22 protein-coding genes are annotated in these 21833 nt (G+C 68.4%); 12 read left to right on the top strand and 10 right to left on the bottom strand.

Annotated elements, in window-relative coordinates; all coding sequences use genetic code 11:
- Positions 1-310 precede the first annotated feature (310 nt).
- A complete protein-coding gene (locus AB0I53_RS38200) occupies positions 311-1063 on the top strand; it encodes an SDR family oxidoreductase (protein ID WP_358613921.1) in 753 nt (250 codons plus the stop codon).
- Between the two features lie 56 nt (positions 1064-1119).
- On the opposite strand, the gene AB0I53_RS38195 is transcribed toward AB0I53_RS38200, so the two are convergent.
- On the bottom strand, positions 1120-2196 hold the full coding sequence (locus AB0I53_RS38195) for a MerR family transcriptional regulator (RefSeq protein ID WP_358613920.1): 1077 nt from the start codon (positions 2194-2196) through the stop codon (positions 1120-1122).
- A gap of 91 nt (positions 2197-2287) precedes the next feature.
- Entirely contained in the window at positions 2288-2752 is a 465-nt protein-coding gene (locus tag AB0I53_RS38190; RefSeq protein ID WP_358613919.1) for an NUDIX domain-containing protein, read from the bottom strand.
- Positions 2753-3139: 387 nt separating this feature from the next.
- Between AB0I53_RS38190 and AB0I53_RS38185 the strand changes: the two genes are divergently transcribed.
- Positions 3140-4138, top strand: a complete 999-nt coding sequence (locus AB0I53_RS38185; RefSeq protein ID WP_358613918.1) for a DUF418 domain-containing protein — start codon at positions 3140-3142, stop codon at positions 4136-4138.
- A 205-nt stretch (positions 4139-4343) separates the two neighbouring features.
- Here AB0I53_RS38185 and AB0I53_RS38180 read toward each other — a convergent pair whose 3' ends face one another.
- Positions 4344-5573 (bottom strand): phosphodiester glycosidase family protein, encoded by a 1230-nt coding sequence (locus AB0I53_RS38180; protein ID WP_358613917.1) that lies wholly within the window; start codon positions 5571-5573, stop codon positions 4344-4346.
- Positions 5574-5922: 349 nt separating this feature from the next.
- Between AB0I53_RS38180 and AB0I53_RS38175 the strand changes: the two genes are divergently transcribed.
- The 6 genes from AB0I53_RS38175 to AB0I53_RS38150 all read left to right on the top strand — a co-directional run bounded on the left by AB0I53_RS38175 (position 5923) and on the right by AB0I53_RS38150 (position 11630).
- Positions 5923-6771, top strand: a complete 849-nt coding sequence (locus tag AB0I53_RS38175; protein ID WP_358613916.1) for a TIGR04222 domain-containing membrane protein — start codon at positions 5923-5925, stop codon at positions 6769-6771.
- A gap of 309 nt (positions 6772-7080) precedes the next feature.
- Positions 7081-7863: an MHYT domain-containing protein gene (locus AB0I53_RS38170; RefSeq protein ID WP_358613915.1), complete on the top strand. Its 783-nt coding sequence runs from the start codon at positions 7081-7083 to the stop codon at positions 7861-7863.
- A gap of 94 nt (positions 7864-7957) precedes the next feature.
- Positions 7958-10222 (top strand): nitrate- and nitrite sensing domain-containing protein, encoded by a 2265-nt coding sequence (locus AB0I53_RS38165; RefSeq protein WP_358613914.1) that lies wholly within the window; start codon positions 7958-7960, stop codon positions 10220-10222.
- 14 nt (positions 10223-10236) lie between these two features.
- Positions 10237-10659, top strand: coding sequence for a roadblock/LC7 domain-containing protein (locus AB0I53_RS38160; protein ID WP_358613913.1), 423 nt, complete (start codon positions 10237-10239; stop codon positions 10657-10659).
- Between the two features lie 28 nt (positions 10660-10687).
- Complete coding sequence (locus tag AB0I53_RS38155) at positions 10688-11062, top strand: DUF742 domain-containing protein (protein WP_358613912.1); 375 nt, start codon at positions 10688-10690, stop codon at positions 11060-11062.
- Complete coding sequence (locus tag AB0I53_RS38150; RefSeq protein ID WP_358613911.1) at positions 11043-11630, top strand: ATP/GTP-binding protein; 588 nt, start codon at positions 11043-11045, stop codon at positions 11628-11630. The genes AB0I53_RS38155 and AB0I53_RS38150 overlap by 20 nt, the downstream gene beginning before the upstream one ends.
- Positions 11631-11682: 52 nt before the next feature.
- Here AB0I53_RS38150 and AB0I53_RS38145 read toward each other — a convergent pair whose 3' ends face one another.
- Positions 11683-12288, bottom strand: a complete 606-nt coding sequence (locus AB0I53_RS38145) for a helix-turn-helix domain-containing protein (RefSeq protein WP_358613910.1) — start codon at positions 12286-12288, stop codon at positions 11683-11685.
- Between the two features lie 295 nt (positions 12289-12583).
- On the opposite strand from AB0I53_RS38145, the gene AB0I53_RS38140 reads away from it, so the two are divergent.
- Complete coding sequence (locus tag AB0I53_RS38140) at positions 12584-13633, top strand: TauD/TfdA family dioxygenase (RefSeq protein ID WP_358613909.1); 1050 nt, start codon at positions 12584-12586, stop codon at positions 13631-13633.
- A 152-nt stretch (positions 13634-13785) separates the two neighbouring features.
- On the top strand, positions 13786-15210 hold the full coding sequence (locus tag AB0I53_RS38135) for an MFS transporter (RefSeq protein WP_358613908.1): 1425 nt from the start codon (positions 13786-13788) through the stop codon (positions 15208-15210).
- 87 nt (positions 15211-15297) lie between these two features.
- Here the strand turns inward: AB0I53_RS38135 and AB0I53_RS38130 are convergent, their stop codons facing one another.
- From AB0I53_RS38130 to tnpA, 6 genes are all read right to left on the bottom strand, one after another.
- On the bottom strand, positions 15298-16248 hold the full coding sequence (locus tag AB0I53_RS38130; protein ID WP_358613907.1) for an asparaginase: 951 nt from the start codon (positions 16246-16248) through the stop codon (positions 15298-15300).
- Complete coding sequence (locus AB0I53_RS38125; RefSeq protein ID WP_358613906.1) at positions 16245-17681, bottom strand: amino acid permease; 1437 nt, start codon at positions 17679-17681, stop codon at positions 16245-16247. Before AB0I53_RS38125 ends, AB0I53_RS38130 begins: the two co-directional genes overlap by 4 nt.
- 4 nt (positions 17682-17685) lie before the next feature.
- Positions 17686-18360 (bottom strand): FadR/GntR family transcriptional regulator, encoded by a 675-nt coding sequence (locus AB0I53_RS38120; RefSeq protein ID WP_358613923.1) that lies wholly within the window; start codon positions 18358-18360, stop codon positions 17686-17688.
- Between the two features lie 324 nt (positions 18361-18684).
- Complete coding sequence (locus tag AB0I53_RS38115) at positions 18685-18972, bottom strand: hypothetical protein (RefSeq protein ID WP_358613905.1); 288 nt, start codon at positions 18970-18972, stop codon at positions 18685-18687.
- Positions 18951-19082, bottom strand: coding sequence for a hypothetical protein (locus AB0I53_RS38110; RefSeq protein WP_358613904.1), 132 nt, complete (start codon positions 19080-19082; stop codon positions 18951-18953). Before AB0I53_RS38110 ends, AB0I53_RS38115 begins: the two co-directional genes overlap by 22 nt.
- 76 nt (positions 19083-19158) lie before the next feature.
- On the bottom strand, positions 19159-19578 hold the full coding sequence (tnpA, locus tag AB0I53_RS38105; protein ID WP_358613903.1) for an IS200/IS605 family transposase: 420 nt from the start codon (positions 19576-19578) through the stop codon (positions 19159-19161).
- A 24-nt stretch (positions 19579-19602) separates the two neighbouring features.
- On the opposite strand from tnpA, the gene AB0I53_RS38100 reads away from it, so the two are divergent.
- Together AB0I53_RS38100 and AB0I53_RS38095 are read left to right on the top strand one after the other, a co-directional pair.
- The gene (locus tag AB0I53_RS38100) at positions 19603-20805 is read left to right on the top strand and encodes a transposase (protein ID WP_358613902.1); all 1203 of its coding nucleotides are present in this window, start codon (positions 19603-19605) and stop codon (positions 20803-20805) included.
- Between the two features lie 533 nt (positions 20806-21338).
- Positions 21339-21800 carry a YcxB family protein gene (locus AB0I53_RS38095; protein ID WP_358613922.1) on the top strand — a complete coding sequence of 154 codons (462 nt, stop codon included), beginning with the start codon at positions 21339-21341 and terminating at the stop codon, positions 21798-21800.
- Positions 21801-21833: the final 33 nt, after the last annotated feature.

Here is a 21833-nt window from a genome sequence, read left to right as displayed (position 1 = left end):
GTGAGTCTTTTGGGTTGCCATAGCAGCCCAAAAGACTCACGGCCCCGGATGCGGTCTGGTGCGATCGGTGCTTCTTGCTGGGATCTGACGTTGCCCAGATGATCGCGCGAACTTCGGCGCGCCGCGTCTGCGGATGGTTGCGGCGGCTGCATGGCCGAACTATGGTCCGAAGATCATACGAAGTCAACCGGATTCCGGGCCCTGCGAATGCCGTCCGCGCGCATCGGTGTCCGATGTGGACGCGTCGGCGGCGCCGGGATTCCCGCCGGGCTAGATGATCATCGCCTCAGCCACGTCCCGGGAGGGGAACTTGAGCGATCTCTTCGCACTCAACGGCAGGAACGCGATCGTCACCGGCGGCGCCCAGGGCATCGGCGAGGCCATCGTGCTCGGCCTGCGCGATGCCGGAGCCCGGGTGTTCATCTGCGACATCAACCCCGAGGTCGGCAACGCCACCGCCGAGCGGCACGGCGTCGAGTTCGTGGCCGCGGACGTCACCGACTCCGCCAGCGTGGAGGCCGCGTTCGAGCACGTGCTGACCACGGCCGGGTCGCTCGACGTTGCGGTCAACAACGCCGGGATCGTGCACAACCATCCCAGCGAAGACCTCTCGGACGAGGACTGGCGCCGGGTGCTGTCGGTGAACCTCGACGGTGTCTTCTACAGCTGCCGAGCGGCAGGGAAGCGAATGCTTGAGCAGGGTTCGGGAAGCATCATCAACACCGGCAGCATGAGCGGCCACATCTCCAACCACCCGCAGCCGCAATCCGCCTACAACACCGCGAAAGCCGGCGTCATCCACCTCACGAAATCGCTGGCCGGTGAATGGGCCGACCGCGGTGTGCGGGTCAACTCCGTCTCGCCCGGCTACGTCGGCACCGAGATGACCAAACGCGGGATGAGCAACGAGGAGTGGCGCCGGGTCTGGATCGGCGACACCCCGATGAAGCGGGTCGCCGAGCCCCGGGAGATCGCCCCGGCGGTCGTGTTCCTCGCGTCCGACGCCAGCAGCTACTGCACCGGCACGGACCTCGTCGTCGACGGCGGCTACACCGTCTGGTGACATTGCCTGCGGACGGCCCGTTCCCGACCGGTTGGCGGGGACGGACCGTCAGTTGGCTACGCGCGTGCGAACGCGTCGATGACTACGAAGGCGAAGTTGTCCGGTGCACCTGTGTCGCAGATGAGTCCGGTGAAGCGATCCACCGCTTCCTCGGGATCGCCTGCCGCATTCAAGGTGTCGAGTAGTTGCTGTTCGGGCACTACGGCGTGGAGCCCGTCGGAGCAGAGCAGATAACGGTCGCCGCTGTGCGCTTCGCGCAAGTGGAGGTCCGGTTCCACGGTCCCGCCGCGTTGCAGGGCGCGGAGCAGCCTTGCCCGGTTCGGGTGCGTCGCCGCCTCCTCCGGGGTCAACTTGCCCTCGTCGACCAGCGACTGCACGAAGGTGTGGTCGTGGGTGATCTGGGTGAGCTCCCCGTCGCGCAGGAGGTACGCCCTGGTGTCCCCGACGTGCGCCAAGGCGAACTGGGCGCCCGACCACAGCATCGCGGTCAGCGTCGTACCGACGTTCTCGTGTGCCGGGTGGGCTGCGAAGTCGTGGACGGCCTGCCGCGCGCCGTTCGCGGCCTCGCCGAGAGTCTTCAGCAGGTTCCCGGCGGGCACCTCGGCGTCGAGAGGCCCGAGCGCGTCGACCGCCGCGACGCTTGCCGTGCGGTCCATGCCCTGCGCGCCGAATCCGTCGGCGACGGCGAACAGGTTCCTGCCCTCGTACACCGCGTCTTGATTCTCATCCCGTTCGAACCCGCGGTCATCTCGAGCAGCAGAGCGCAGTTCCCATTCCGCTGGCACATCAACCATTTCGGTTTTCCTCCTCGACAGGTGGTCGACGAGGAAAGCTGCCAACTCCCTCCGGGCCGCGGTGTCGGCCTCGACCTGGCGCCAGTACGAGCCGACCTCGGCTGCCGCGGCGAGCGGGGGAAGGTCGCAGACCACCCTGATGCGGGTCAACGGCATGCCGAGCCCGCGCAACCACGCGACCAGCCGGGCGTGTTCGAGCTGGGACCGGTCGTAGGAGCGGTAACCCGAATGCGGATCGACGCCGGCCGGTGGCAGCAGCCCCAGCTCGTCGTAGAGCCGCAACGCCTTCGGAGTCAGCCCCGTTGCCTGCGCGAACTCGCCGATGCTCAGCCTGGACATGGCTCCCTCCTCGTCCCGGGCGCCTCGCCCGGTGACCCGACCCTGCGGGTTGCCCCTGGGTGAAGGTCAAACTCCCGTCGAGGGCGGGCGGTCAGAAGCCGAAGGTCGTGACCTGGGGGAGGGTGCCGGCGCGCAGGTGCCGGAGGATGTACTGCTCGTGGGGCACGGCCGGACTCGGCGGCGTGTCCAGTGGAAACCACTGCAGGTCGGCGGTCTTCTCGGGCTCGGCCCGCCTGGGCTGACCGGTCCAGTGGCGGCATTCGAAGAAGAAGTCCACCCGTTCGTTGATCGCCCGGTGGTCGCCCTGCGTTCGGTGCATGACCGACAGCGGCACGAGGTCTTCGGCGGAGATGTCGATGCCGAGTTCTTCGGCGGCTTCCCGGCGCGCGGCGTCGATGACGGATTCACCGGATTCGACGTGGCCCGCTGCGGCCATCGCCCAATGCCCGTCCATGTACCCGGTGTTGCGGCGCAGCTGCAGCAGCACCTCCTCCTGGGCGTCCGACCTGCGAAGCGCGATGTAGACGGAAGGAACGACCTGAAACCGATCAACCATGGAACCGACCCTAGCCCCAGGATTTCCCGGGCTGGTGGGAGATGCCGGCCTCCCCTGGAACAGGCGGGATCGGAGACGGTCGTCGCGCAGGCGTTCCCCGGTCTTCCCGGCCGAATGGCTTGTTTTTTGTTGGCCGATCGGCTGACCGGTGTGGGCCGGACTCGGCCTTGCGGATGATCCGCGATGTCGGTAGCCGCGGCGATCCTGTTAGCGATCACACCCGGCGATGGGCCCGGGTGGGTTGCGATGTCAGGAGGAACTCGTGTCAAGTTCAGCGGCCGGTGCTGGGGCAACGAAGCCCTGGCCGGTGACCGTGGTTCTGCTGCGCCGGCAAGTGGTTCGGTGCGCGGACGGGCTCGCGTCGTGCGGATCGCGGGGGTGTGGTCGATGACGACTGCCGTGGCGGCACAACCGGTGCGGCGGCGCATCGGTGATCTCGACTCGCTGCGCGGGTTCGCGCTGTGCGGGATCCTGTTCGTCAACATCCCGGACATCGTGCACATGGGCTGGGGGCCTGCGATCGGGGTGGCCGATCCGGTCCGCTCGGCGCTGAACATGTTCGTGCAGCAGCGGTTCCACCCGATCTTCGCGTTCCTGTTCGGCGTGGGTTTCGCGCTGTTCCTGGACCGCGCGACCGGGCGAGCGGCCCGGCCCCGGGTGCTGTTGCTGCGGAGGTTGCTGGCGCTGCTGGCCATCGGGATCGGGCACCAGTTCCTGCTGCCGGGCGAGCCGCTGCTGATCTACGCGGTCGTCGGTCTGATCGTGCTGCTGCCGACGTCGGTGCTGCCGCGGTGGGTCGCGCTCTGGGGCGGTGTCGGGCTGCTCGCGGTGGGGTTGTTCGGGCTGAGCGGCGGAGTCAGCCTGGTACCTGGCCTTTTCTTGCTCGGCGCGGCCACCGTCCGGTACGACGTGATCAACACGCTCGACCGCCGGACGGGGCAGCTCGCGATCATCTTCGGGCTCTCCGCCGTGCTGGCCGGTTTCGGTCTCTGGTTGCAGGTCAACAGCAAGAGTTCGTCGTGGTTCTTCGCGATCTGGGCGGCGGCGGGGCTGCTCGGTGGGCTCGCCTATGCGTCGGGTTTCCTGCTGCTGTGCAGGACCCGCGCCGGTGGCGCGCTTTCCGCGGCGTTCACGCCGCTGGGGCGGATGGCGCTGACGAACTTCATCACGGCCACCCTGCTGACCTTGGTGGTCGCACCGGTGATCGGCCTGGAGCAGGACTCCATCCGGTACGACCTGATGCTGCTGCTGGCCGTCGGGATTCTGTTGGTGCAGTGGGTTTTCTCGCGCTGGTGGCTGAGCAGATTCGCATACGGGCCGTTGGAGTGGGCCTGGCGCTGTGTGACGTGGTGGAACCGGATTCCGCTGCGCGGACAGGTCGTCTGAAGCCGGCGCCACCCGGGATTGTTCCATCGGCTTTCAGCCTGGCACGGCTAGGAATTCCTTGCGCGACGCCGAAGTGCTCCCAGAGCGTCAGGTTGGGCATCAAAGGGCGGAGGCGTTGAGCGGTGACCAGCTGAGCAGGTGTCTGTGCCGTGCCGGGACGCGCCGGTCGCCGACTCACCGGCGGTCCCGGAATCCAACAGGTTCGTCAGCTGGCGGCGGAGAAGACGCCGATCCCGTTCGCCACTGCGCGGGGAACGCCGTCGGAGGGAACGTTCTTCACCACGGCCAGGGGTTGACCGGGATCGCGCACGGCCATCGTCGACGAGCCGCCGCCGTCGAGGTTGACGGCATCGGCGGCCCCGAACGACCGGATCAGATCGGCCAGCTCGCGGACGCTCAGCCCGGTGCTGGCGGCGGTGCGCCCGTCCACGGCCAGCAGGTACACGGTCCGCCCGTCCGAGCTGACGCCCGCAGCGGTGCGCGGTGCCAACGTCCCGGTCTCCAGGCCGGGCAACGGCTTTCCGGCGCGGAGGATCGGGAATCCGCCGACGGCGAACTCCAGCGGCGGCGCGTCGGCAGCCACCAGCCGGGACTCGACCACGACCCGGTCGCCGGGGTTGAGCTTCTCCAGCTCTGCGGCGCCTTCCTCTCGCCCGACGAGGACGACGGTGTCACCGGGGATGGCGCCGGCGCCGGGCTCGTCGTGCTCGTCGTTGACAACGCCGTTGCGGACGATCACTTCCTCGGTGTCGGTGGTGCACGGTGCGGAGCGATCCGTGTCGGTTCCGCACACCGCCCGCGCCCTGGAAACCTCGCCCCATGCCGAGGTGTAGAGCCCGATGCCGTTGACCGGCACCGCGTACTGGTTCAGCCCCGTGAGGTCGGCGGTCGTCTCGCTGCTGCGCACCACGCCGGTCAACGCCACGCTGGAGATCCGCGCGCGCCGGTCGGTGCCCAGGCCGAACACGTCCTTGGTGGAGGTGCCCTCCGGCAATCCGGGCCCGAAGCGCTGCCCGTTGGGAACCGCGGCTTTCAGGTCCACGCCGTCGGCGATCTCCGGCCCGACCGAGGAACCGGTCGCCGCGACGCCCTCGTGCGTCTCGCTCAGGTGGAAGAAGTCGCCGTTGACGCCCGCGACCGCCCGCTGCGCGTTGGTCATGTCGTCGATCTCGTCCCGGGCCGTCACCGCGGGCGGGTGCAGCAGATCCAGCTCGACTTCGGGCTCGCGCAGGTCCGCGGTGAGCAGGTACCCGACGACCGGCCCGTGCTCGGTGGAAAGCTCGAAGGACCGGTAGGCCACGCCCGGTGCGACCTCCGCCACGGCCGCGCGGGTCGGCTGACCGGCCGACGCGGGCACCGCCGGTGGCAGCAGTGCGCCGAGGACGATGGCGGCACCGAGCGCAGCCAACCGACGTGGGAATGCCGCAGAAGTCATCGCCGTCCGCCTCTCCGCAAGATCGAACCGGCGGCAGCGTAGCGCCGGGGCGGCGGCCTGGAGATTCTCTGGCGATGAATTGCCGGTGAGGCGCGGGCGAATTCCTCGCTCCCGGGGCGGGGGGGAACAACGCCAAAAACAGCCGGCTTTCGAGGGATTCGGGTTCGCCGGGCGGCCGTACGGGTAGGCTCGACGCTCCTGTTCCAGCACCGATTGACATTCGGTTCAGAGGGGGATTCCCCTCTGGCGAACGCATCTGCCGCACGCGAAACCCGTCGGTGGCAGAGCCAGAGTCAACCTCGGCGGGTGTGAGGCGTCTACCGGGGAGCGGATCGATGGAGGAGGGCACGTGGACGTCGCCTGGGGGATGACCAACTCCGAGTTCGGCTTCCTGCTCTTCTTCCTGGCGATCTTGTTGCGCGGCGGCATCGCCCTGTTCAACCTGCTGGCCTGGGCCGGGCGGCGGGCCGGTTACTTTGAGCCTGACCAGTACCAGCTCGCCTACCTCAGCGGCGGCGTCGACAGGGTGACCGACAGCGTCGTGGCCGAGCTCGTCGCGGCCGGGGCGCTGCGCATCGACGCCGGCGGAAAGCTGTGCGCCACCGCCATTCGCGTGCACCACGAGTACCAGCAGCGGGTGCTGGAATGGGCCGGCGGCGGCATCACGATGGCGGAGCTGCGGCGCACCTTCCGCCGGTCCGGGATCACTCGCGCGCTGCTGGCGTGGCTGCGCGCTCGCGGCCTGATCAGCGGGTCCGGCCGGGTGCGGACCCTGCGCGTGCTGGTCGGGCTGCTCGGCGCCGTCGCAGCGGTCGGGCTGATTCGGATCGTCGATTCGGCGGTCCGCGGCTACTTCTCGCCGGAGTGCCTCGTCGTGCCGCTCGTCGTGGTCATTTGGGTGGGAACGATCCAACTCGGGTGGGAACCGCATCGCACGTTCAACGGCACCCGAGTGGTGCACCGGGCCAGGGCGACCTCGGAGGTGCCGGCCGGGGCGTGGCACGCTCCCCGGGCTTTCAGCAATCCGGTGGAGGTGGCCACGGCGGTGGCGATTCACGGGATGGAGCAGTACCCGGACGAGCGGGTGGTCGCGCACCTGAACATCCCGTTGCCGTGGTGGAAGCGGGCTCTCCTCGGCGGCCGCAGCGGCGGCGGCGATGGGGGAGACGGAGATGGCGGCGACGGTGGCGGGGAGTGACGCGGCGGTCCGTCGTTCCGGCGGTTACAGAAGATGATCATCCTATTCGGACTTCCTCGGCCCCGGCTCGCGCGCGGTCGTCGCGGCGCGGGAGCCGTTACTTAAGGGGGAATTAACTGCGTCGTATGGGGCCGAGAATCACGCACCGCGCATAGTCCGTCACTCGAAAATCTACTGTGGAGAGTGGTTGTGATCGGCGCGTGATCTGAGTATGGTCATTCGACGTGACCGGCCAGTCGGGGCAATGAGGGTCGCTTCTTGACAGGTGCCGCCTACACGCTTTAGGGAATAATGGGTCAGATAGGCTCGATGACGGAGTTCGGTTTCGGCTGGCTGACACCGGTCCTGTCGTACGTGATGGCTTGCGTCGGTGCGGCGCTCGGCTTGCGCTGCATGGTGCGCGCGCTCGCGACGACCGGCCGCGCTCGGCGCAATTGGTTGATCAACGGTGCCGTCGCGATCGGCACCGGCATCTGGACGATGCACTTCATCGCGATGCTCGGCTTCCACGTCACAGGCAGCGACGTGCGCTACGACGTTCCGCTGACCGTGCTGAGCCTGGTGGTCGCCATCGTGGTGGTCGGCATCGGCGTCTTCGCGGTCGGCTACAGCCGTTCCAAGGTGCTGGCGGTGCTCGTCGGCGGCCTGGTCGCGGGCGTCGGCGTGGCCGCCATGCACTACGTCGGGATGGCGGCGATGCGGCTTTCCGGCATGGTCAGCTACGCCCCGGAGATCGTCGCGTTGTCGGTGCTCATCGCCGTGGTCGCGGCGACCGCCGCGCTGTGGGCCACGCTGAACATTCGCGGCCCGTTGGCCGCGTTCGGCGCCTCGCTGGTGATGGGCGTGGCGGTCAGCGCGATGCACTACACGGGCATGGCCGCCGTGAGCGTCCACCTGCACGAGATGGATGCGCCCGTGGTCGGCGCCTCCCCGATGCAGTTCATCTTCCCGCTCACCGTCCTGCTGGGGTCGTACCTGTTCCTCACCTCGGCGTTCGTCGCGATTTCGCCGAGCGCGCCGCGGAAGTCCGATTCGGCCGATGCCGGGGGAGCGTCGGAGAATCCCGCGGAGCCGGCGGCCGGAAGAATTTGATCAACGGAATTTCCGTCGCGGAAATCGCGTGAATTAATCGGTCGCCCGGCGCGTCCGCAACAGTCGTTTCTCGAAAATCCGGGATGGATGGTTCATGCCCGAAAGAAGCCGGAATTCCGGCATTGGATTCCCTCGCCTGCAGCCGAAATCGGTGCGCGCGAAGACCGTTGCGCTGCTCGCGGTTCCGGTGGTTTCGCTCATGGCGCTGTGGTCGATGGCCACGGTTTCGGCGGTGCAGAACGCGTGGACGCTGCACCAGGTCGAGCAGCTCAACGAGAAGCTGGCCGGTCCGGTCCGGAACCTGGTCGGCAGCCTGCAGGACGAACGGGCTGCTGCCGTGCGGTACCTCGCCGCGCCGCAGGCAGCGGCGGAGCAGGCCTTCGCCGCCGAGCGAGCGCGCACCGCGCAGGCCACCGCCGCGCTGCTCGACGGTGTGACCGTGGCCAGGGCCGACATCGCGAGCCTCACCCCGGACGTGAACCAGCGCGTCAACGCGCTCGTCCAGGACCTCGACCGGTTCCAGAACGCTCGGCCGGCGGACTGGACCGGCGCCTACGACGAGTATTCCGCCGCGATCGAGCATGCGTTCGCGGTGGAGGAAGTGCTGACGACGGTGCAGGACGGGCAGCCCGCCGCGGCCGCGCGGGTCGTCCTCCAGCACAGTCGCGTGGCCGAGATGATCGCCCGGCAGGACGCGATCGCGACCTCGGCGCCGGCGGGCGGGCGGATGACGCCCGAGCAGCACCGGGCGTTCGCCGCCGCGCTCGGCGGTCAGGACGTGCTGGCCGGCGGCTTGCTGCCCGAACTCCCGGCGGCCGACCAGGATGCGTACCGGCGGCTCGTGGACAGCGATGCCTACCGCTTCCTGCGTGCGATGCAGAACGACATGCTCGACGCGGGCACCGCCGCGTTCGCCCCGGATCAGTGGCGCGGCGCGGTGCAGGTCCTGACGCAGGCGGTGGACACCAGCCAGGCCAATGCGCGTGCCGCGGGCGCTGCGCAGGCGGAATCGGCGAGCCGCTCGGTGACGACCGAGGCGGCGCTGACGGTGCTCCTCGGCCTGCTCGCCGTGCTGCTCGCGCTGGCGGTCTCCGTCCGGATCGGCCGCGGCATGGTGATCGAACTGGTCGGCCTGCGCGATTCGGCGCTGGAACTGGCGAACCGGCGGCTCCCGCAGGCGATGCGCAGGCTGCGGGCCGGAGAGAAGATCGACATCGATGCGGACGTCCCGGTGGTCGCGCCCGGCGAAGGCGAGATCGGCCAGGTCGGCGATGCGCTCAACGCGGTGCAGCGCTCGGCGCTGCAGGCCGCGGCCGAACGAGCCGAACTGCTCACGGGAGTTTCCGGGGTGTTCGTCAACCTCGCCCGGCGCAGCCAGTCCCTGGTGCACCGCCAGCTCGGCATCCTGGACGGCATGGAACGCCGGACGGAAGACCTGGCCGCGCTGGAAGACTTGTTCCGGGTCGACCACCTGGCGACGCGGATGCGCCGACACGCCGAGGGGCTGATCATCATGTCCGGTGCCGCACCCGGCCGAGCCTGGCGCCAGCCGGTGCCGCTGATGGACCTGGTCCGCTCGGCGGTTTCCGAGGTCGAGGATTACGCGCGCGTCGAGATCCGCCGGATGCCCGGGCTGTCCGTGCTCGGCTCGTCGGTTTCCGACGTCACGCACCTGTTCGCCGAACTCGTGGAGAACGCCACGACGTTCTCGCCGCCCGACAGCACCGTGCTGGTGCACGGCGAGCCGGTGGGCACCGGATTCGTGGTGGAGATCGAGGACCGCGGCCTGGGCATGAGCGCGGAGCGGCTGGACGAGGCCAACCGGCTGATCACCGAGGCCCACCGGCTGGAGCTGTTCGAGAGCGACCGGCTGGGGCTGTACCTGGTGAGCCGCCTGGCGAACCGGCAGGGCATCACCGTGTCGCTGCGCCGTTCTCCCTACGGCGGTACCACGGCCGTGGTGCTGTTGCCGATGTCGATCCTCGCGTCGGAACCGGCCGCGGAACCGCGCGATCGGCCGTCCGAACCGGACGAACCCGTGCGGCCGCCGAAGAAGGCGATCGCGACGCGGTTGCCGGTCCGGACCCCGGTGCCGGCGCGGCAGCAGGTCTGGGTGGAGCCGGTGACGGTCGACGAGCCCGCGCCGGAACCGGACACCGAACCGGACACCGGGGGTCTGCCGCGCCGGACCCGGCAGGCGAGCCTCGCCGCCGGACTGCAAGCGGACACCCGCAGCAAGCGAGCCGACGCGGCCGCGGCCCCGGTGTCGCCGGAGCAGGCGCGAAGCATGATGTCCGCGCTCCAGCAGGGATTCGCCCGCGGGCGCGGCGCGCCGACCGACGACTCCGCCGACGCCTGAGACGAGGAGCATCCATGTTTGGCACGACCGAACAATCCGGGGAGCTGAGCTGGCTCCTGGACGAGCTGGTCCACAACGTGCCGCGAGTCAGGCTCGCGCTGCTGCTGTCCAACGACGGCCTGGCCATGGCCGTCTCGTCGGGAGTCCGCGACGAGGACGGCGAACACCTCGCCGCGGTCGCGTCGGCGCTGCACAGCCTCGCGAAAGGCACCGGCCGGCACTTCGACGCAGGCTCCGTCCGGCAGACGATGATCGAGCTGGACGGCGGTTTCCTGTTCGTCGTGGCCGCCGGCGGCGGCACCTGCCTCACGGTGTTCGCCGACGCGGGCGCCGACATCGGTTTCGTCGCCTACGAAATGGCTCGCCTGATCAACCAGGTCGGCGAGCACATGTACGCCGCGGACCGCTCGCTCGGCGAAGCCGGTGGTGACCGATGACGGACCGGGGCGCGCCGGGGGGCGGGTCGTGAGCGGGTCCCGCCAGAACTGGTACGACGACGATGCGGGCCCGATGGTGCGGCTGTACGCGATGACCGGGGGCCGCGCCCAGCCGGGCCGCGGCACGCTGGACATCATCACGCTCGTGGTGGCCGCCACCGCTCCCGAGTACGACCTGACGCTCACCCCGGAACAGGCCGGAATCCTCCGGCTCTGCCGGGGCAGGCGGGTGTCGGTGGCGGAGATCGCGGCCCGCTCGGACCTGCCGCTGAGCGTCGTCCGGGTGCTGCTCGCCGATCTGCTCGACGCCGGTCACGTCCGCATCGAACGCCCCACACCGCCGCGCGAACTGCCGAGCGAAGACGTACTGAGGGAAGTGATCAATGGCCTCCGCGCGCTCTGACAACCGGATCGGCGGGCCCGTCACCGCGCTGAAGATCCTGATCGCCGGCGGGTTCGGCGTCGGCAAGACGACGATGGTGGGCGCGGTCAGCGAGATCCGGCCGCTGCACACCGAGGAGCGTCTCACCGAGGCCGGCCGCGGCGTGGATTCCACAGCTGGGGTGGAGCAGAAGACCACCACAACTGTGGCGATGGACTTCGGCCGCATCACGTTGCGCGACGAGTTCGCGCTGTACCTGTTCGGCACGCCTGGGCAGGACCGCTTCTGGTTCTTCTGGGACGACATCGCGCAAGGCGCGCTCGGCGCGGTCGTGCTCGCGGACACCCGCCGCCTGCCGGACTGCTTCGCGTCGGTGGACTACTTCGAGCGCCGCGACATCCCGTTCATCGTGGCGGTCAACCACTTCACGGGATCGCGGCACTTCGGCGAGGAGGAGGTCGCCGCGGCGCTCGACCTCGACCCGGGCACGCCGGTCGTCCTCTGCGACGCCCGGGATCGCGCCTCGGCGAAGGAAGTCCTGATCGCCCTGGTGGAACACGCCAGCCGCGTCTACGCCGAACGCCGCTGACCGGCCGCGGCTGCTGGATGTGAGCTCGGTGGCGCACCGCACCAGGTAGCCCTCACCGGGAGGGGGCGTCCTTGGGGGCCAGACCGCTCAGCATCTGCTGGATGATGGCCTCGATCCGGCGGTCCAGGTCTTCTGCCGGCGTGGAAACCTCGGCGGCGAAGTGGTCGCGGTACACCAAGTATCCGTTGATCATCGCCATCAGGGCGAGATGCAGCGCTTCGACGTCGTCGACGTCGAGCCGGCCTTGCTCGACGTCGGCCGTGAGGTGCCGGACGGCGCTCTCCCGCAGCGGCATCGTGACGATGTCCTTGTCCTCGTCGAGGACCAGCAGGGTTTTCATCCGGACCTCTTGCCGGTAGCCGAGGATGACCCGGAAGTACCGGGTGAAACGCCGGACCAGGGGCAGTTTGGACCCGGTCAGGATCTGCTCGGTCCGCTCGCGGATGTTGCGCCGCAGCGCGAGGCGCAGCAATTGGCGCCGCGAGCGGAAGTGGTGGTAGACCAGCGCCCGGCTGACTTGAGCCTCTTCGGCGACCTCCCGCAGGTTCAGGCCGGCGAGGATGCCGTCCCGCTCCAGGAGGCGGAGCGCGGCTTCTTGCAGGGTGGCCTCGGTGGCTTCCTTCTCCGCTTGTCGCGTCCGCGCCGAACGATCGCCCACGTGTCACCTCGCGTCTTGGCTGTTCCCAAGCCTAGATGACCGACATATCGTCAGCAAAAGGTCACCGTCGGCGGGCGTCAGGCCTGCCTGGGTCGCCTCGCAGCCGCACATGCCAAACGGCCAGCTCATGCTCCTGTTGGAGAACATTCTTCGCGTGCAGTGCGAGCCGCGTGTCGTGGTCCACTGTCTGGAGTCGGGTGCCCACGCGGCGTTGACGTTCCAAGTTTCGCTGACGTAACGTCAGCGAAGTCGTACTTCGGAGACGTCGATTTCGACGCGACGAGGAGGTCACGCCATGACTACGACCCATCGCGAGGTCCTGCGCACGCCGTACCGAGCGGCAGCCGCGTGGAAGGGCCACGACATGTCCCGCTCGGCGGAATGGATCTGCCAGCTCGACGATGAGCAGGTCGGCGAGCTGGAGTCCGCGTTGCAGCGCTTGCGAACCGCGGACGTGCCCTTGCTCCGCGTGACTCGTGACGACTTCCCGTTGCCATCTCTGGGCGGCGTGCTCCGAGAGCTCGCCGACGAGCTGGAGAACGGACGCGGCTTCGTGCTGATCAAGGGCCTGCCGGTCGACAGGTACACCGAATCCGAAGCTGCTCTGATCTACTGGGGAATCGGGCAGCACCTGGGGATTCCGGTGTCGCAGAACGCCGCGGGGCACCTGCTGGGCCACGTCCGCGACACCGGCCGGACGGTGACCGACACGGCGGTGCGGGGCTACCAGACCAATGCGCGACTTCCGTACCACACCGACGGATCCGACGTGGTCGGGCTGCTCTGCCTGCGCCCGGCGCGCTCCGGTGGCTTGAGCACGATCGTGAGCTCCGCGGCGATCTACAACGAGATCCTCGAACGCCGTCCGGACTTGATCGAGCGCCTGTACCGGCCGTACTGCTTCGATCGGCGGGAAGAGGAGCAGCCGGGCGAGAAGCCGTACTACGCGGTCCCGTTGGCCGCCTGGCACGACGGGAAGCTGAGCATGCGCTACATCCGAAGGTACGTCGAGTCCGCCCAGCGCTTCGACGAGGTGCCCCGACTGCAGCCCGAGGACGTCGAGCTGTTCGACCTGATCGACGAGCTCGCCAACTCCGACGAGTTCCGCCTCGACATGGACTTCGAGGTCGGTGACATGCAGTTCCTCAACAACTACGCCATGTTCCATTCGCGCACCGGGTACGAGGACTTCGACGAGCCGGAGCGCAAGCGGCACCTGCTGCGGCTGTGGCTGACCATGCGCGACGGGCGGAGGCTGCCGTCCGGTTATCTGCGGAGCATGACCCACCAGGACGGGGATTCCGGCCGGGGTGGCATCTCTCCTCGCGACGTCATCACCGGCTGACCTGGCCGGTATCGGGATTCTCCGCACCCGGCCGGTGCCGTGCTCAGGCCCGGCCGGGTCGGTCGTCACCTGAATTCATGCCGTTAGCCGACCGCGACGGTGCACCGCACCGCTTGTTCGCGCCGTCGCGCATCAATCCAGGAGCCGCCTGCATGACGCCGATCGACTCTCGTCCTTCCCGCATATCCGTGGCCGCCCGTCTGGAACGGCTGCCACCCTGCCGCTGGCACAAGACGATCCTCGCGCTGCTCATCAGCGCATTCATCTTCGAGTTCATCGACCTCTACACCTTCGCGTTCACCGCTCCCGCGCTCATCCAGCACGAAGGGTTCACGGTCGGCGACATCGCACTGGTCACCAGCGCTACCGGGGTCGGAACGTTCCTCGGTGCGTTCGGCGGTGGGTGGGTCGCGGACCGGATCGGCCGAAGACCGACCCTGCTCGTCCTCATAGTCGGCTACTCGCTGCTGTCCATCGTCAACTCCGCGGTTTCGACACCCGAGTCCTTCGTGGCGCTGCGCTTCCTGACCGCGATCGGCTTCCAGGGCATGAACGTCGTCGGGGTGGTGCTGCTCGTCGAGCTCATGCCCGCCTCCTACCGCGGACGTGCCCAGGCGTGGGTGATCGCCTGCGGTGGTTTGGGGCCGGCCGTCCTGGCCTGGCTCGCCTACGCGCTGGTGCCGACCTTCGAATGGGGATGGCGGGTGCTGTACCTCATCGGTGGGCTGGGGATCGTCTTCGTGGTCTTCCTGGCCCGCCGGCTGCCCGAATCGCCACGCTGGCAGGAAGCAGCGGGGAAGACCGCGCAGACCGACGAGACCATGACCGGGATCGAGCAGGCCGTGCTCCGCCACGTTTCGGAGCTTCCCCCGCCGACCGGCGAAATGCCCGCTAGCAGTGGCGGCACCGGTGGGTTGCGGGAGCTGTTCCGGCACGGCTACGGCAAGCGGTTCGTCGTCGTGTGCGTGATGTGGATCCTCGGGGTCGTCGGCTACTTCGGCTTCAACTACTGGGTTTCCACCATCCTGAAGCTGCAGGGTTTCAGCCTCCAGACGACCGCGATGTTCACCGCCATCATCACGACCGTCGGCGTCGCGGGTCCCGCCATCGCTGTTGCCGTCGCCGATCGCTGGCACCGCAAGTACCTGCTGGCCGCCGTCGGCGTCGTGCAAGGGCTGCTCTGCCTGCTGTTCACAACCGCCGGCTCCACCACGGCGATCGTCGTCTTCGCGTGCCTGCTGTCGTTGCTGTTCCAGCTGTCCGTCCCGCTGACGCTGACGTACTCGCCGGAAGTGTTCCCCACCCGCTTCCGTTCGATCGGATCCGGTTGGGCGAACTCCTCGTCCCGCATCGCCAACATCTTCGCCCCGCAGGTCATCGCGGCGTTGCTGCTCGGCTTCGGCATCTCCGCCGTCTTCTACTTCGTAGCCGCGGTCATGTTCGCCTTCGCGCTCGTCATGGGCATCTTCGGTGAGCGCACCACGAACGTGCCGCTGGAGAAGGTCAACGAGAACCGCCGCGCATCGGCCGATCAGGCGGCCAAGGTACTCGATCCGAGCAGGAGGGAGCGCACGTGAACCCGTTCGACGCGCCTCGGACCACTGCGCACTGAAAAAGGGGTGTGAGCGCCGAAGGCTTCGGCGCTCACACCCCTTGCTGCCGTGTCAGTTCTTCAGAACGTCGGTGACGGTCAGGTTGTCGCTGGCGAACCGGGTGAGCAGGTCCGGGTCGACGCCCGCGATCTCCAGCGCCGCGACGGTCGCCGGGAGGCGGGCCCGGTCGGAGCCGTCGGCGATCTTGAGCGCGATCGCGGTGCCGTCGGGCAGCGCGGCGATCTGCACCGCCTCGAAGCCGTCCTTGGTGATCAGGCCCGGCACCGCTGCCATCAGCGCCGTGGTGTCCCGGCGGGAACCGGCCACCATTTCCGGGTGCGTCCGGAACGCTTGCACGACAGCGCCTTCCGGGCTGTCGGCCGGCGCGCCGGCGATGCGCCCCGCCGCGGTGGCCAGGCCGCGCAGCGAGACGGCGAACAACGGCGCGCCGCAACCGTCGACGGCCACGTTGGCGATCCGCTGCCCGGTCAGTTCCTCGACCGTGGAAGCGATCTCGCGCTGCAACGGGTGCCCGGGATCCAGGTAGTCCGATGTGGACCAGCCCTGCCGCCGGCTGACGTGCAGCATCGACGCGTGCTTGCCCGAGCAGTTGTGCGCCAGCTTGCGCGCCGGGCGGGCCGCCACGATCCAGGCCTCCCGCTCGGCCGGGTCGTAGGGGAGGTCGGCCGGGTTGCCCAGATCGGCCTCGGTGGACCCGCCCAAGTCCAGCACGCGCTGCGCGCCGGCGAGGTGGACCTGCTCGCCGGAGTGGCTGGCGGCGGTGAGCGCCAGCAGGTCCGGCGGCAGCGACAGGCCGAGCCGGACCATGGCGACCGCCTGCATCGGCTTGGCCGCTGAACGCGGGTAGGAGGCCGTCTCGCCGTCGCCGGCCTGGAACAGGATCGAACCGTCGGGAGCGACCACCACGACCGAGCCGTGGTGGACGCTCTCGACGAGGCCGTCCCGCAGCACGTGCACCAGCGGCACGTGCGCGGGAACGCCGACCGGGGGAGTGCGGGTCATGCGTCGGCCTTTTCCAGCACCGAGGTGTCGATCTGCTTGCGGACCCGGAACCAGCCGATGACCAGGGCGATGATGATCACCGGCAGGGCCATCAGCGTGATCCGGCCGATCTCGTCGAAGGCCATCAGGACCACCACCGACGCGAGGAACGCGAGCGTGACGATCTCGGTGTAGGGCGAGAACGGCAGCCGGAAGCTCGGCCGGGTCACCTCACCGCGCTGCGCCTTGCGGACGAACAGCAGGTGGCAGAGCACGATGATGGCCCAGGTGGCGAGGATGCCGACGGAGGCGAAGTTCAGCACGATCTCGAACGCCTCGGCGGGCACCAGGTAGTTCAGCCCGACGCCGACGACGCAGACGGCGGCGGTCAGCAGGATGCCGCCGTAGGGCACCTGGTTCTTGTTCATAACGGCGGTGAACTTCGGCGCCGAACCGGCCATCGACATCGACCGCAGGATGCGGCCGGTGGAGTACAGGCCCGAGTTCAGGCTGGACATCGCGGCGGTGAGGACCACCAGGTTCATCACGTCGCCCGCGTAGGGGACGCCGATGTGGGAGAGCACGGTGACGAACGGGCTTTCGCTCTTGCTGTAGGCGTCCCACGGCATGAGCATCGCCAGCAGCACGACCGAGCCGACGTAGAACACGCCGATCCGCCACATGATCGAGTTGATCGCCTTCGGCATGATCTTCTCGGGGTTCTCGGTCTCGCCGGCGGCGACACCGACGAGCTCGACGGAGGCGTAGGCGAAGACCACGCCCTGCATGAGCAGGACCAGCGGGATCACGCCGGCCGGGAAGATCCCGCCGTGCTCGGTGATCAGCTGCGGGCCCGGCAGGTTGCCGTCGATCGGGTGCTGGGTGACCAGCAGGAAGATCCCGACGAACATGAACAGCACCAGCGCGGCGACCTTGATGATGGCGAACCAGAACTCCAGCTCGCCGAACAGCTTGACCGAGACCAGGTTCAGGGTCAGCACGATCGCCAGCGCGATGAGCGCCAGCACCCACTGCGGGATCGGGGTGAACGCGGACCAGTAGTGCACGTACAGCGCGATCGCCGTGATGTCGGCGATGCCCGTGGTGGACCAGTTCAGGAAGTGCATCCAGCCCGCGGTGTAGGCGCCCTTCTCGCCCATGAACTCGCGGGCGTAGGAGACGAAGGAGCCGGAGGAGGGCCGGTGCAGGATCAGCTCGCCGAGCGAGCGCACGACGAAGAACGCGAACAACCCGCACACCGCGTAGGCGATCGCCAACGACGGGCCGGCCTGCGCGAGCCGGCCACCGGCGCCGAGGAACAGCCCGGTGCCGATCGCGCCGCCGATGGCGATCATGTTGATGTGCCGCGCCTTCAGCGACTTGTTGTAGCCGGCGTCACCGGCATCGGCGGGCTTGTCGCCACGCTGTGACGACTGCAGGGTTTGGTCGGTCATGGATTCAGCTATCCCCGTTCTCATTCGCCGCGGGCGTCTTTGACCCGACGATGTTGCTGAGCGTGCTTTCGACGTGCGTCAGGTGGTGGGTCATCGCCTCGGCCGCGGCGAGCTCGTCGCGGCCGCCGATCGCCTCCAGGAGCGACCGGTGCTCGACGTTCGACGCCGCGCGCCGGTCGCCGAGCTGGTTCAGCAGGGTCGACTGCCTGGCCAGCGCATCCCGGATCTCCTCGATGACCTTCCCGAAGACCGGGTTGCCCGATGCCTGGGCGATGGTGATGTGGAACAGCGAGTCCAGCGCCACCCAGGCGGTGTTGTCGGTCTCGTGCTCCATCCGCTCCACCAGCTCGGTGAGCGAGTCCAGGTGGTCCGTGGTGTGCCGCCGCGCGGCGTAGCCGGCGGCCGGGACCTCGACGTGCCGGCGCGCTTCGAGGAGGTCGCGCGCCGAGTAGTGGCCGAACACGGGGTTTTCGACCGGCCGGTTCGAGATCACGAACGTGCCTTTGCCGGTCTTCGACGCCGTGAGCCCGAGGGCCTGCAGGGCGCGCAGCGCCTCCCGCACGACCGACCGGCTGACCTCGAACTCCTTCCCGAGGCCGGACTCGGCGGGCAGCTTGTCGCCGACCGCGTACTCGCCTCGCTCGATGGCTTCGCGGAGGTTGGCGAGGACCGCCTCCATCGCACCGACTCGCCGGATGCCATGTCCGGCTGCCCGGCTGTCGGACAGGTTCATGGCACGAAAGAGTGAAGGCGAACACGTTCTGTTGTCAAGCCTTCGTGGCGTTACGCCCGAAAAGGTGAAACATGACCGTTTGGTGCCGATGTGACGCTTATGTCTGATGTGGCCACTGTCCGGCCGAAATTCGGGGGACGTCCCGTGAACCGAGCTCATCTCGACCGATACCATCCCGCCGCTGAGGTGCAGGCCGCCTGTGCGAACCGCAACGTACGGTAACCGGTCGTCGGCGCCCCGCAGCGATGGCCCCGGGGCGCCGATGCGGCGTCAACCGCGCCGGGCGAACACGCCGATCGCGTCGTAGGCGATCCAGGAGCCCTCGTCCTTGTGCAGTTCGAGGACGTGCTCCCCGGCGCGGAAGAGCTCCGCAGGCAGCGGCCTTTCCAGGTAGGACGGCTTCAGCGGCGATCCTGCGGCGGTGCTGTCGCCCAGCGTCGAGCCCTTCGTCGCGCCGCCCGCGAAGACCAGCCGGTCGACGGTGGTCCCGTTGATGCCGAGCACCGCGGAGCCGGGGCTCGTCGCGTGGCTGTCGATCAGCCACAGCGCCAGGTCCACGCCGGTGGTGGGCGCGGCGGTGAGGTCGGGACGATCTTGAACTCGGACACGAGCTCCTCCGGCGTCATCCGGCAGTGCACGTACCCGCGGCGGCCGTCGTAGAGCTTCACGGAAGAAACTTAGTGCGGGTGCCCCGTCTTTTAGGGCGGGGCGCAAGCGCATCAACTCTGTGCTTGAGCCGACCACTCAGACAGTGGGATGGGCTTGCCGTTCGATGTACTGGCGCACCACGGAAATCGGTGCGCCACCGACCGACCCGGCAAAGTACGAGCCCGACCACAACCGGACACCTCTCCAGTAAGCGAACCGGAGGTCTTCGTACTCCTTGCGCAACAGCCGGGAGGATACTCCCTTGAGGGAGTTGACCAGTTTCGACACCGCGACCTTGGGCGGGAAACTGACCAGCAGATGCACGTGGTTGGCTTCGCCGTTGAACTCTTCCAGCTCGGTTTCGAAGTCGCCGCACACCTCCCGCATGATTTCTTCCATGCGGGTCAGGTGTGCGTCGGTGAACACGGGGTGCCGGTACTTCGTGACGAAAACCAAGTGAGCATGCATGAGGAAAACTACGTGTCTGCCTGTACGGAATTCGCTGTCGATAGCCATAAACCAAATGCTACGGTGATCCACATGACAGCGACAGTGAAGACCGAGGAGGCCGGGCACGCTCGGTACACCTATCGGCTTCGCTTATCGCCGACCTCCCGGGATGCGCTGCTGGCCGAGTGGGATCGGTGCCGGTGGGCATGGAACCAGTGTGTGGCCACCTCCCGTCAGGCGCACCGTGCGGGCGGGAAATGCGGTCCCGCGCACCTGGACAAGCTGCTGACTGGATGGCGGAGGGAACACGACTGGCTGGGTGCTGGCGGTTCGGTTCCGCAGCAGCAGATCATCCGTGACTTCGCCAAGTCCCGCGCCAAGGCGTTGAAGGACGTCAAGGCCCGGTTGCCGATGCGGCAGCGGGCGGGGATGCCGAAGTTCAAGAAAAGGGCGCTGGCGCGTCCGAGCTTGAACTACACGCTGCGCGGGTTCCGGATCAAGGACGGTCGCCTGCACTTGGCGGGTGGCATCGTGTGCACGGTGGTGTGGTCTCGCGAGCTTCCTTCCACACCGTCGTCGGTGCGTGTGTACCAGGACGCCCAAGGGCACTGGTATTGCTCGTTCGTGGTCGCGACCGAGGTACGGTCGTTGCCGGAAACCGGTCAGGTGATCGGCATCGACTGGGGTGTGACCGAGACCGCTACGACCACATCCGAAGCCCACGATCTTCCGCATGTCGAGTACGGCAAGCGCGCGGCGGTGAAGCTGGCCCGCTACCAGCGGATGATGGGCCGGCGTCGGCCGGCGAAGGGCAAGCCCGCTTCAAAGGGATACCGCAAAGCCCAACGCCAGGCCGCGAAAGCGCACGCGAAGGTCGCCCGCCAGCGTCAGGACACGGCCCGTAAATGGGCCATGCGTGTGGTGACCGACCACGATGCGATCGCGGTGGAGGACTTCCGCCCGAAATTTCTCGCGAAGACCACTATGGCCAGGAAAGCGGCTGATGCCGCGATCTCGGCCACGAAAAACGAACTGATCATGATGGGACGCAAGCACGGCCGCCTGGTGGTGCTTGTCGATCCGAAGCACACGACGATGGACTGCGGACAGTGCGGGGCGAGAACCAAGCACGCGCTGCCGCTGTCGGAACGAACCTATACCTGTACCGCGTGCGGACACGTCTGTCCGAGAGACAAGAACTCCGCGCGTGTGATGCTGGTCCGGGCTGGGCTGTACCCGGCTGGTGTTGAGGGCGGAAGACCTCCCGAGGCGCTGCCTCGGGAGGCTGCCTGAGCCAGGAATCCCCACTACGCCTGGAGACGAGGGACGAAGAATCCCCCGCCTTCAGACGGGGGGGAGCAGTCAAGTAGGGGTGCTGCAACCAGTCCCCGACGGTGCGCGAGCCAAGGGCGGCGAAGTCGGCCTTGAGTTCGGCGGCGACGTGCTTGTGGATGTCGCCGGTGAGCACCGCCGGGTTGCTGGTGCGCTGCATCGCCTCGATCAGCCGGCGCTGTGCGGCGGGGAAGCCGTCCCGCTGGTCGGTGCGGTCGTCGGTGATCGCCGCGACCGTGACACCAGGAACCGGTAGAAGTACTCCCGGCCGGGTGAAGACCGGATGACGGCTCGGCGGCCGAGACCCGTCCGGCGAGAGCGGTTGCGGCCCGGTTCTGTTCGCGGCGAGGACATTGTGGACGGTGCAGGTGGATTGGTCATACCCAAGTCGGGGATCCCGGGGTGAGAAGGCGACGGCAATTCCCGCAGGGGGCCGCTACCCGCGCCGCCACGCAAGCCGATCCTGAAATCATCTCTAAGATGCGTCGGTGCAGATGTCCCTTGAGGTTCCCCACGACGTGCACCGCCTGCGGTGCACGATCCGGTTCCTGTCCCGTCCTTACGTGCTCCTCACCCGCATCCTGGGCGGGGTGCTCGCCTTCCTCGGCGTGGTCCTCGTCGTGCTGGACACCTCCTCGGCGGTCGGGTACGCGGCCGTCGTCGGCGGGCTGGCGGTGGTGTTCGCGATCGAGCCGATCATGGTGGCGGTGGGGATGCGCGCCCAGGCCGCCGCCATCCAGCACGGGTATCACCTGACGCTGGACGACGAGTGGCTGCACATCGCCTACCCGCTGGCCGAGTCTCGGTGCCGGTGGGCCGGGCTCGATCGCGTGGTGGAGACCCCCGAGGTCCGGTACGTGATGTTCGGCAAGGCGCAGGCCATGGTCGTCCCCAAGGACGTGATGACTCCGGAGCAGCAGGCCGAGTTCGCGGCCTTCGTCGCGGCTCGCCGCTGATCCGCCCCGAGCGGAACCGGCAAGCCGCACTCG

It is taken from the genome of Saccharopolyspora sp. NPDC050389 (assembly GCF_040655595.1).
Taxonomy (GTDB): Bacteria; Actinomycetota; Actinomycetes; order Mycobacteriales; family Pseudonocardiaceae; genus Saccharopolyspora.
This window is presented reverse-complemented; position numbering and strand designations above follow the sequence as displayed.

Excerpts from the sequence above, each read along its gene's own strand:
- AB0I53_RS38195 (WP_358613920.1), bottom strand. The coding sequence starts at position 2,196 with ATGTCCAGGCTGAGCATCGGCGAGTTCGCGCAGGCAACGGGGCTGACT.
- AB0I53_RS38190 (WP_358613919.1), bottom strand. The coding sequence starts at position 2,752 with ATGGTTGATCGGTTTCAGGTCGTTCCTTCCGTCTACATCGCGCTTCGC.
- AB0I53_RS38185 (WP_358613918.1), top strand. The coding sequence starts at position 3,140 with ATGACGACTGCCGTGGCGGCACAACCGGTGCGGCGGCGCATCGGTGAT.
- AB0I53_RS38180 (WP_358613917.1), bottom strand. The coding sequence starts at position 5,573 with ATGACTTCTGCGGCATTCCCACGTCGGTTGGCTGCGCTCGGTGCCGCC.
- AB0I53_RS38170 (WP_358613915.1), top strand. The coding sequence starts at position 7,081 with ATGACGGAGTTCGGTTTCGGCTGGCTGACACCGGTCCTGTCGTACGTG.
- AB0I53_RS38165 (WP_358613914.1), top strand. The coding sequence starts at position 7,958 with ATGCCCGAAAGAAGCCGGAATTCCGGCATTGGATTCCCTCGCCTGCAG.
- AB0I53_RS38160 (WP_358613913.1), top strand. The coding sequence starts at position 10,237 with ATGTTTGGCACGACCGAACAATCCGGGGAGCTGAGCTGGCTCCTGGAC.
- AB0I53_RS38150 (WP_358613911.1), top strand. The coding sequence starts at position 11,043 with ATGGCCTCCGCGCGCTCTGACAACCGGATCGGCGGGCCCGTCACCGCG.
- AB0I53_RS38140 (WP_358613909.1), top strand. The coding sequence starts at position 12,584 with ATGACTACGACCCATCGCGAGGTCCTGCGCACGCCGTACCGAGCGGCA.
- AB0I53_RS38135 (WP_358613908.1), top strand. The coding sequence starts at position 13,786 with ATGACGCCGATCGACTCTCGTCCTTCCCGCATATCCGTGGCCGCCCGT.
- AB0I53_RS38130 (WP_358613907.1), bottom strand. The coding sequence starts at position 16,248 with ATGACCCGCACTCCCCCGGTCGGCGTTCCCGCGCACGTGCCGCTGGTG.
- AB0I53_RS38125 (WP_358613906.1), bottom strand. The coding sequence starts at position 17,681 with ATGACCGACCAAACCCTGCAGTCGTCACAGCGTGGCGACAAGCCCGCC.
- AB0I53_RS38120 (WP_358613923.1), bottom strand. The coding sequence starts at position 18,360 with ATGGAGGCGGTCCTCGCCAACCTCCGCGAAGCCATCGAGCGAGGCGAG.
- tnpA (WP_358613903.1), bottom strand. The coding sequence starts at position 19,578 with ATGGCTATCGACAGCGAATTCCGTACAGGCAGACACGTAGTTTTCCTC.
- AB0I53_RS38100 (WP_358613902.1), top strand. The coding sequence starts at position 19,603 with ATGACAGCGACAGTGAAGACCGAGGAGGCCGGGCACGCTCGGTACACC.
- AB0I53_RS38095 (WP_358613922.1), top strand. The coding sequence starts at position 21,339 with ATGTCCCTTGAGGTTCCCCACGACGTGCACCGCCTGCGGTGCACGATC.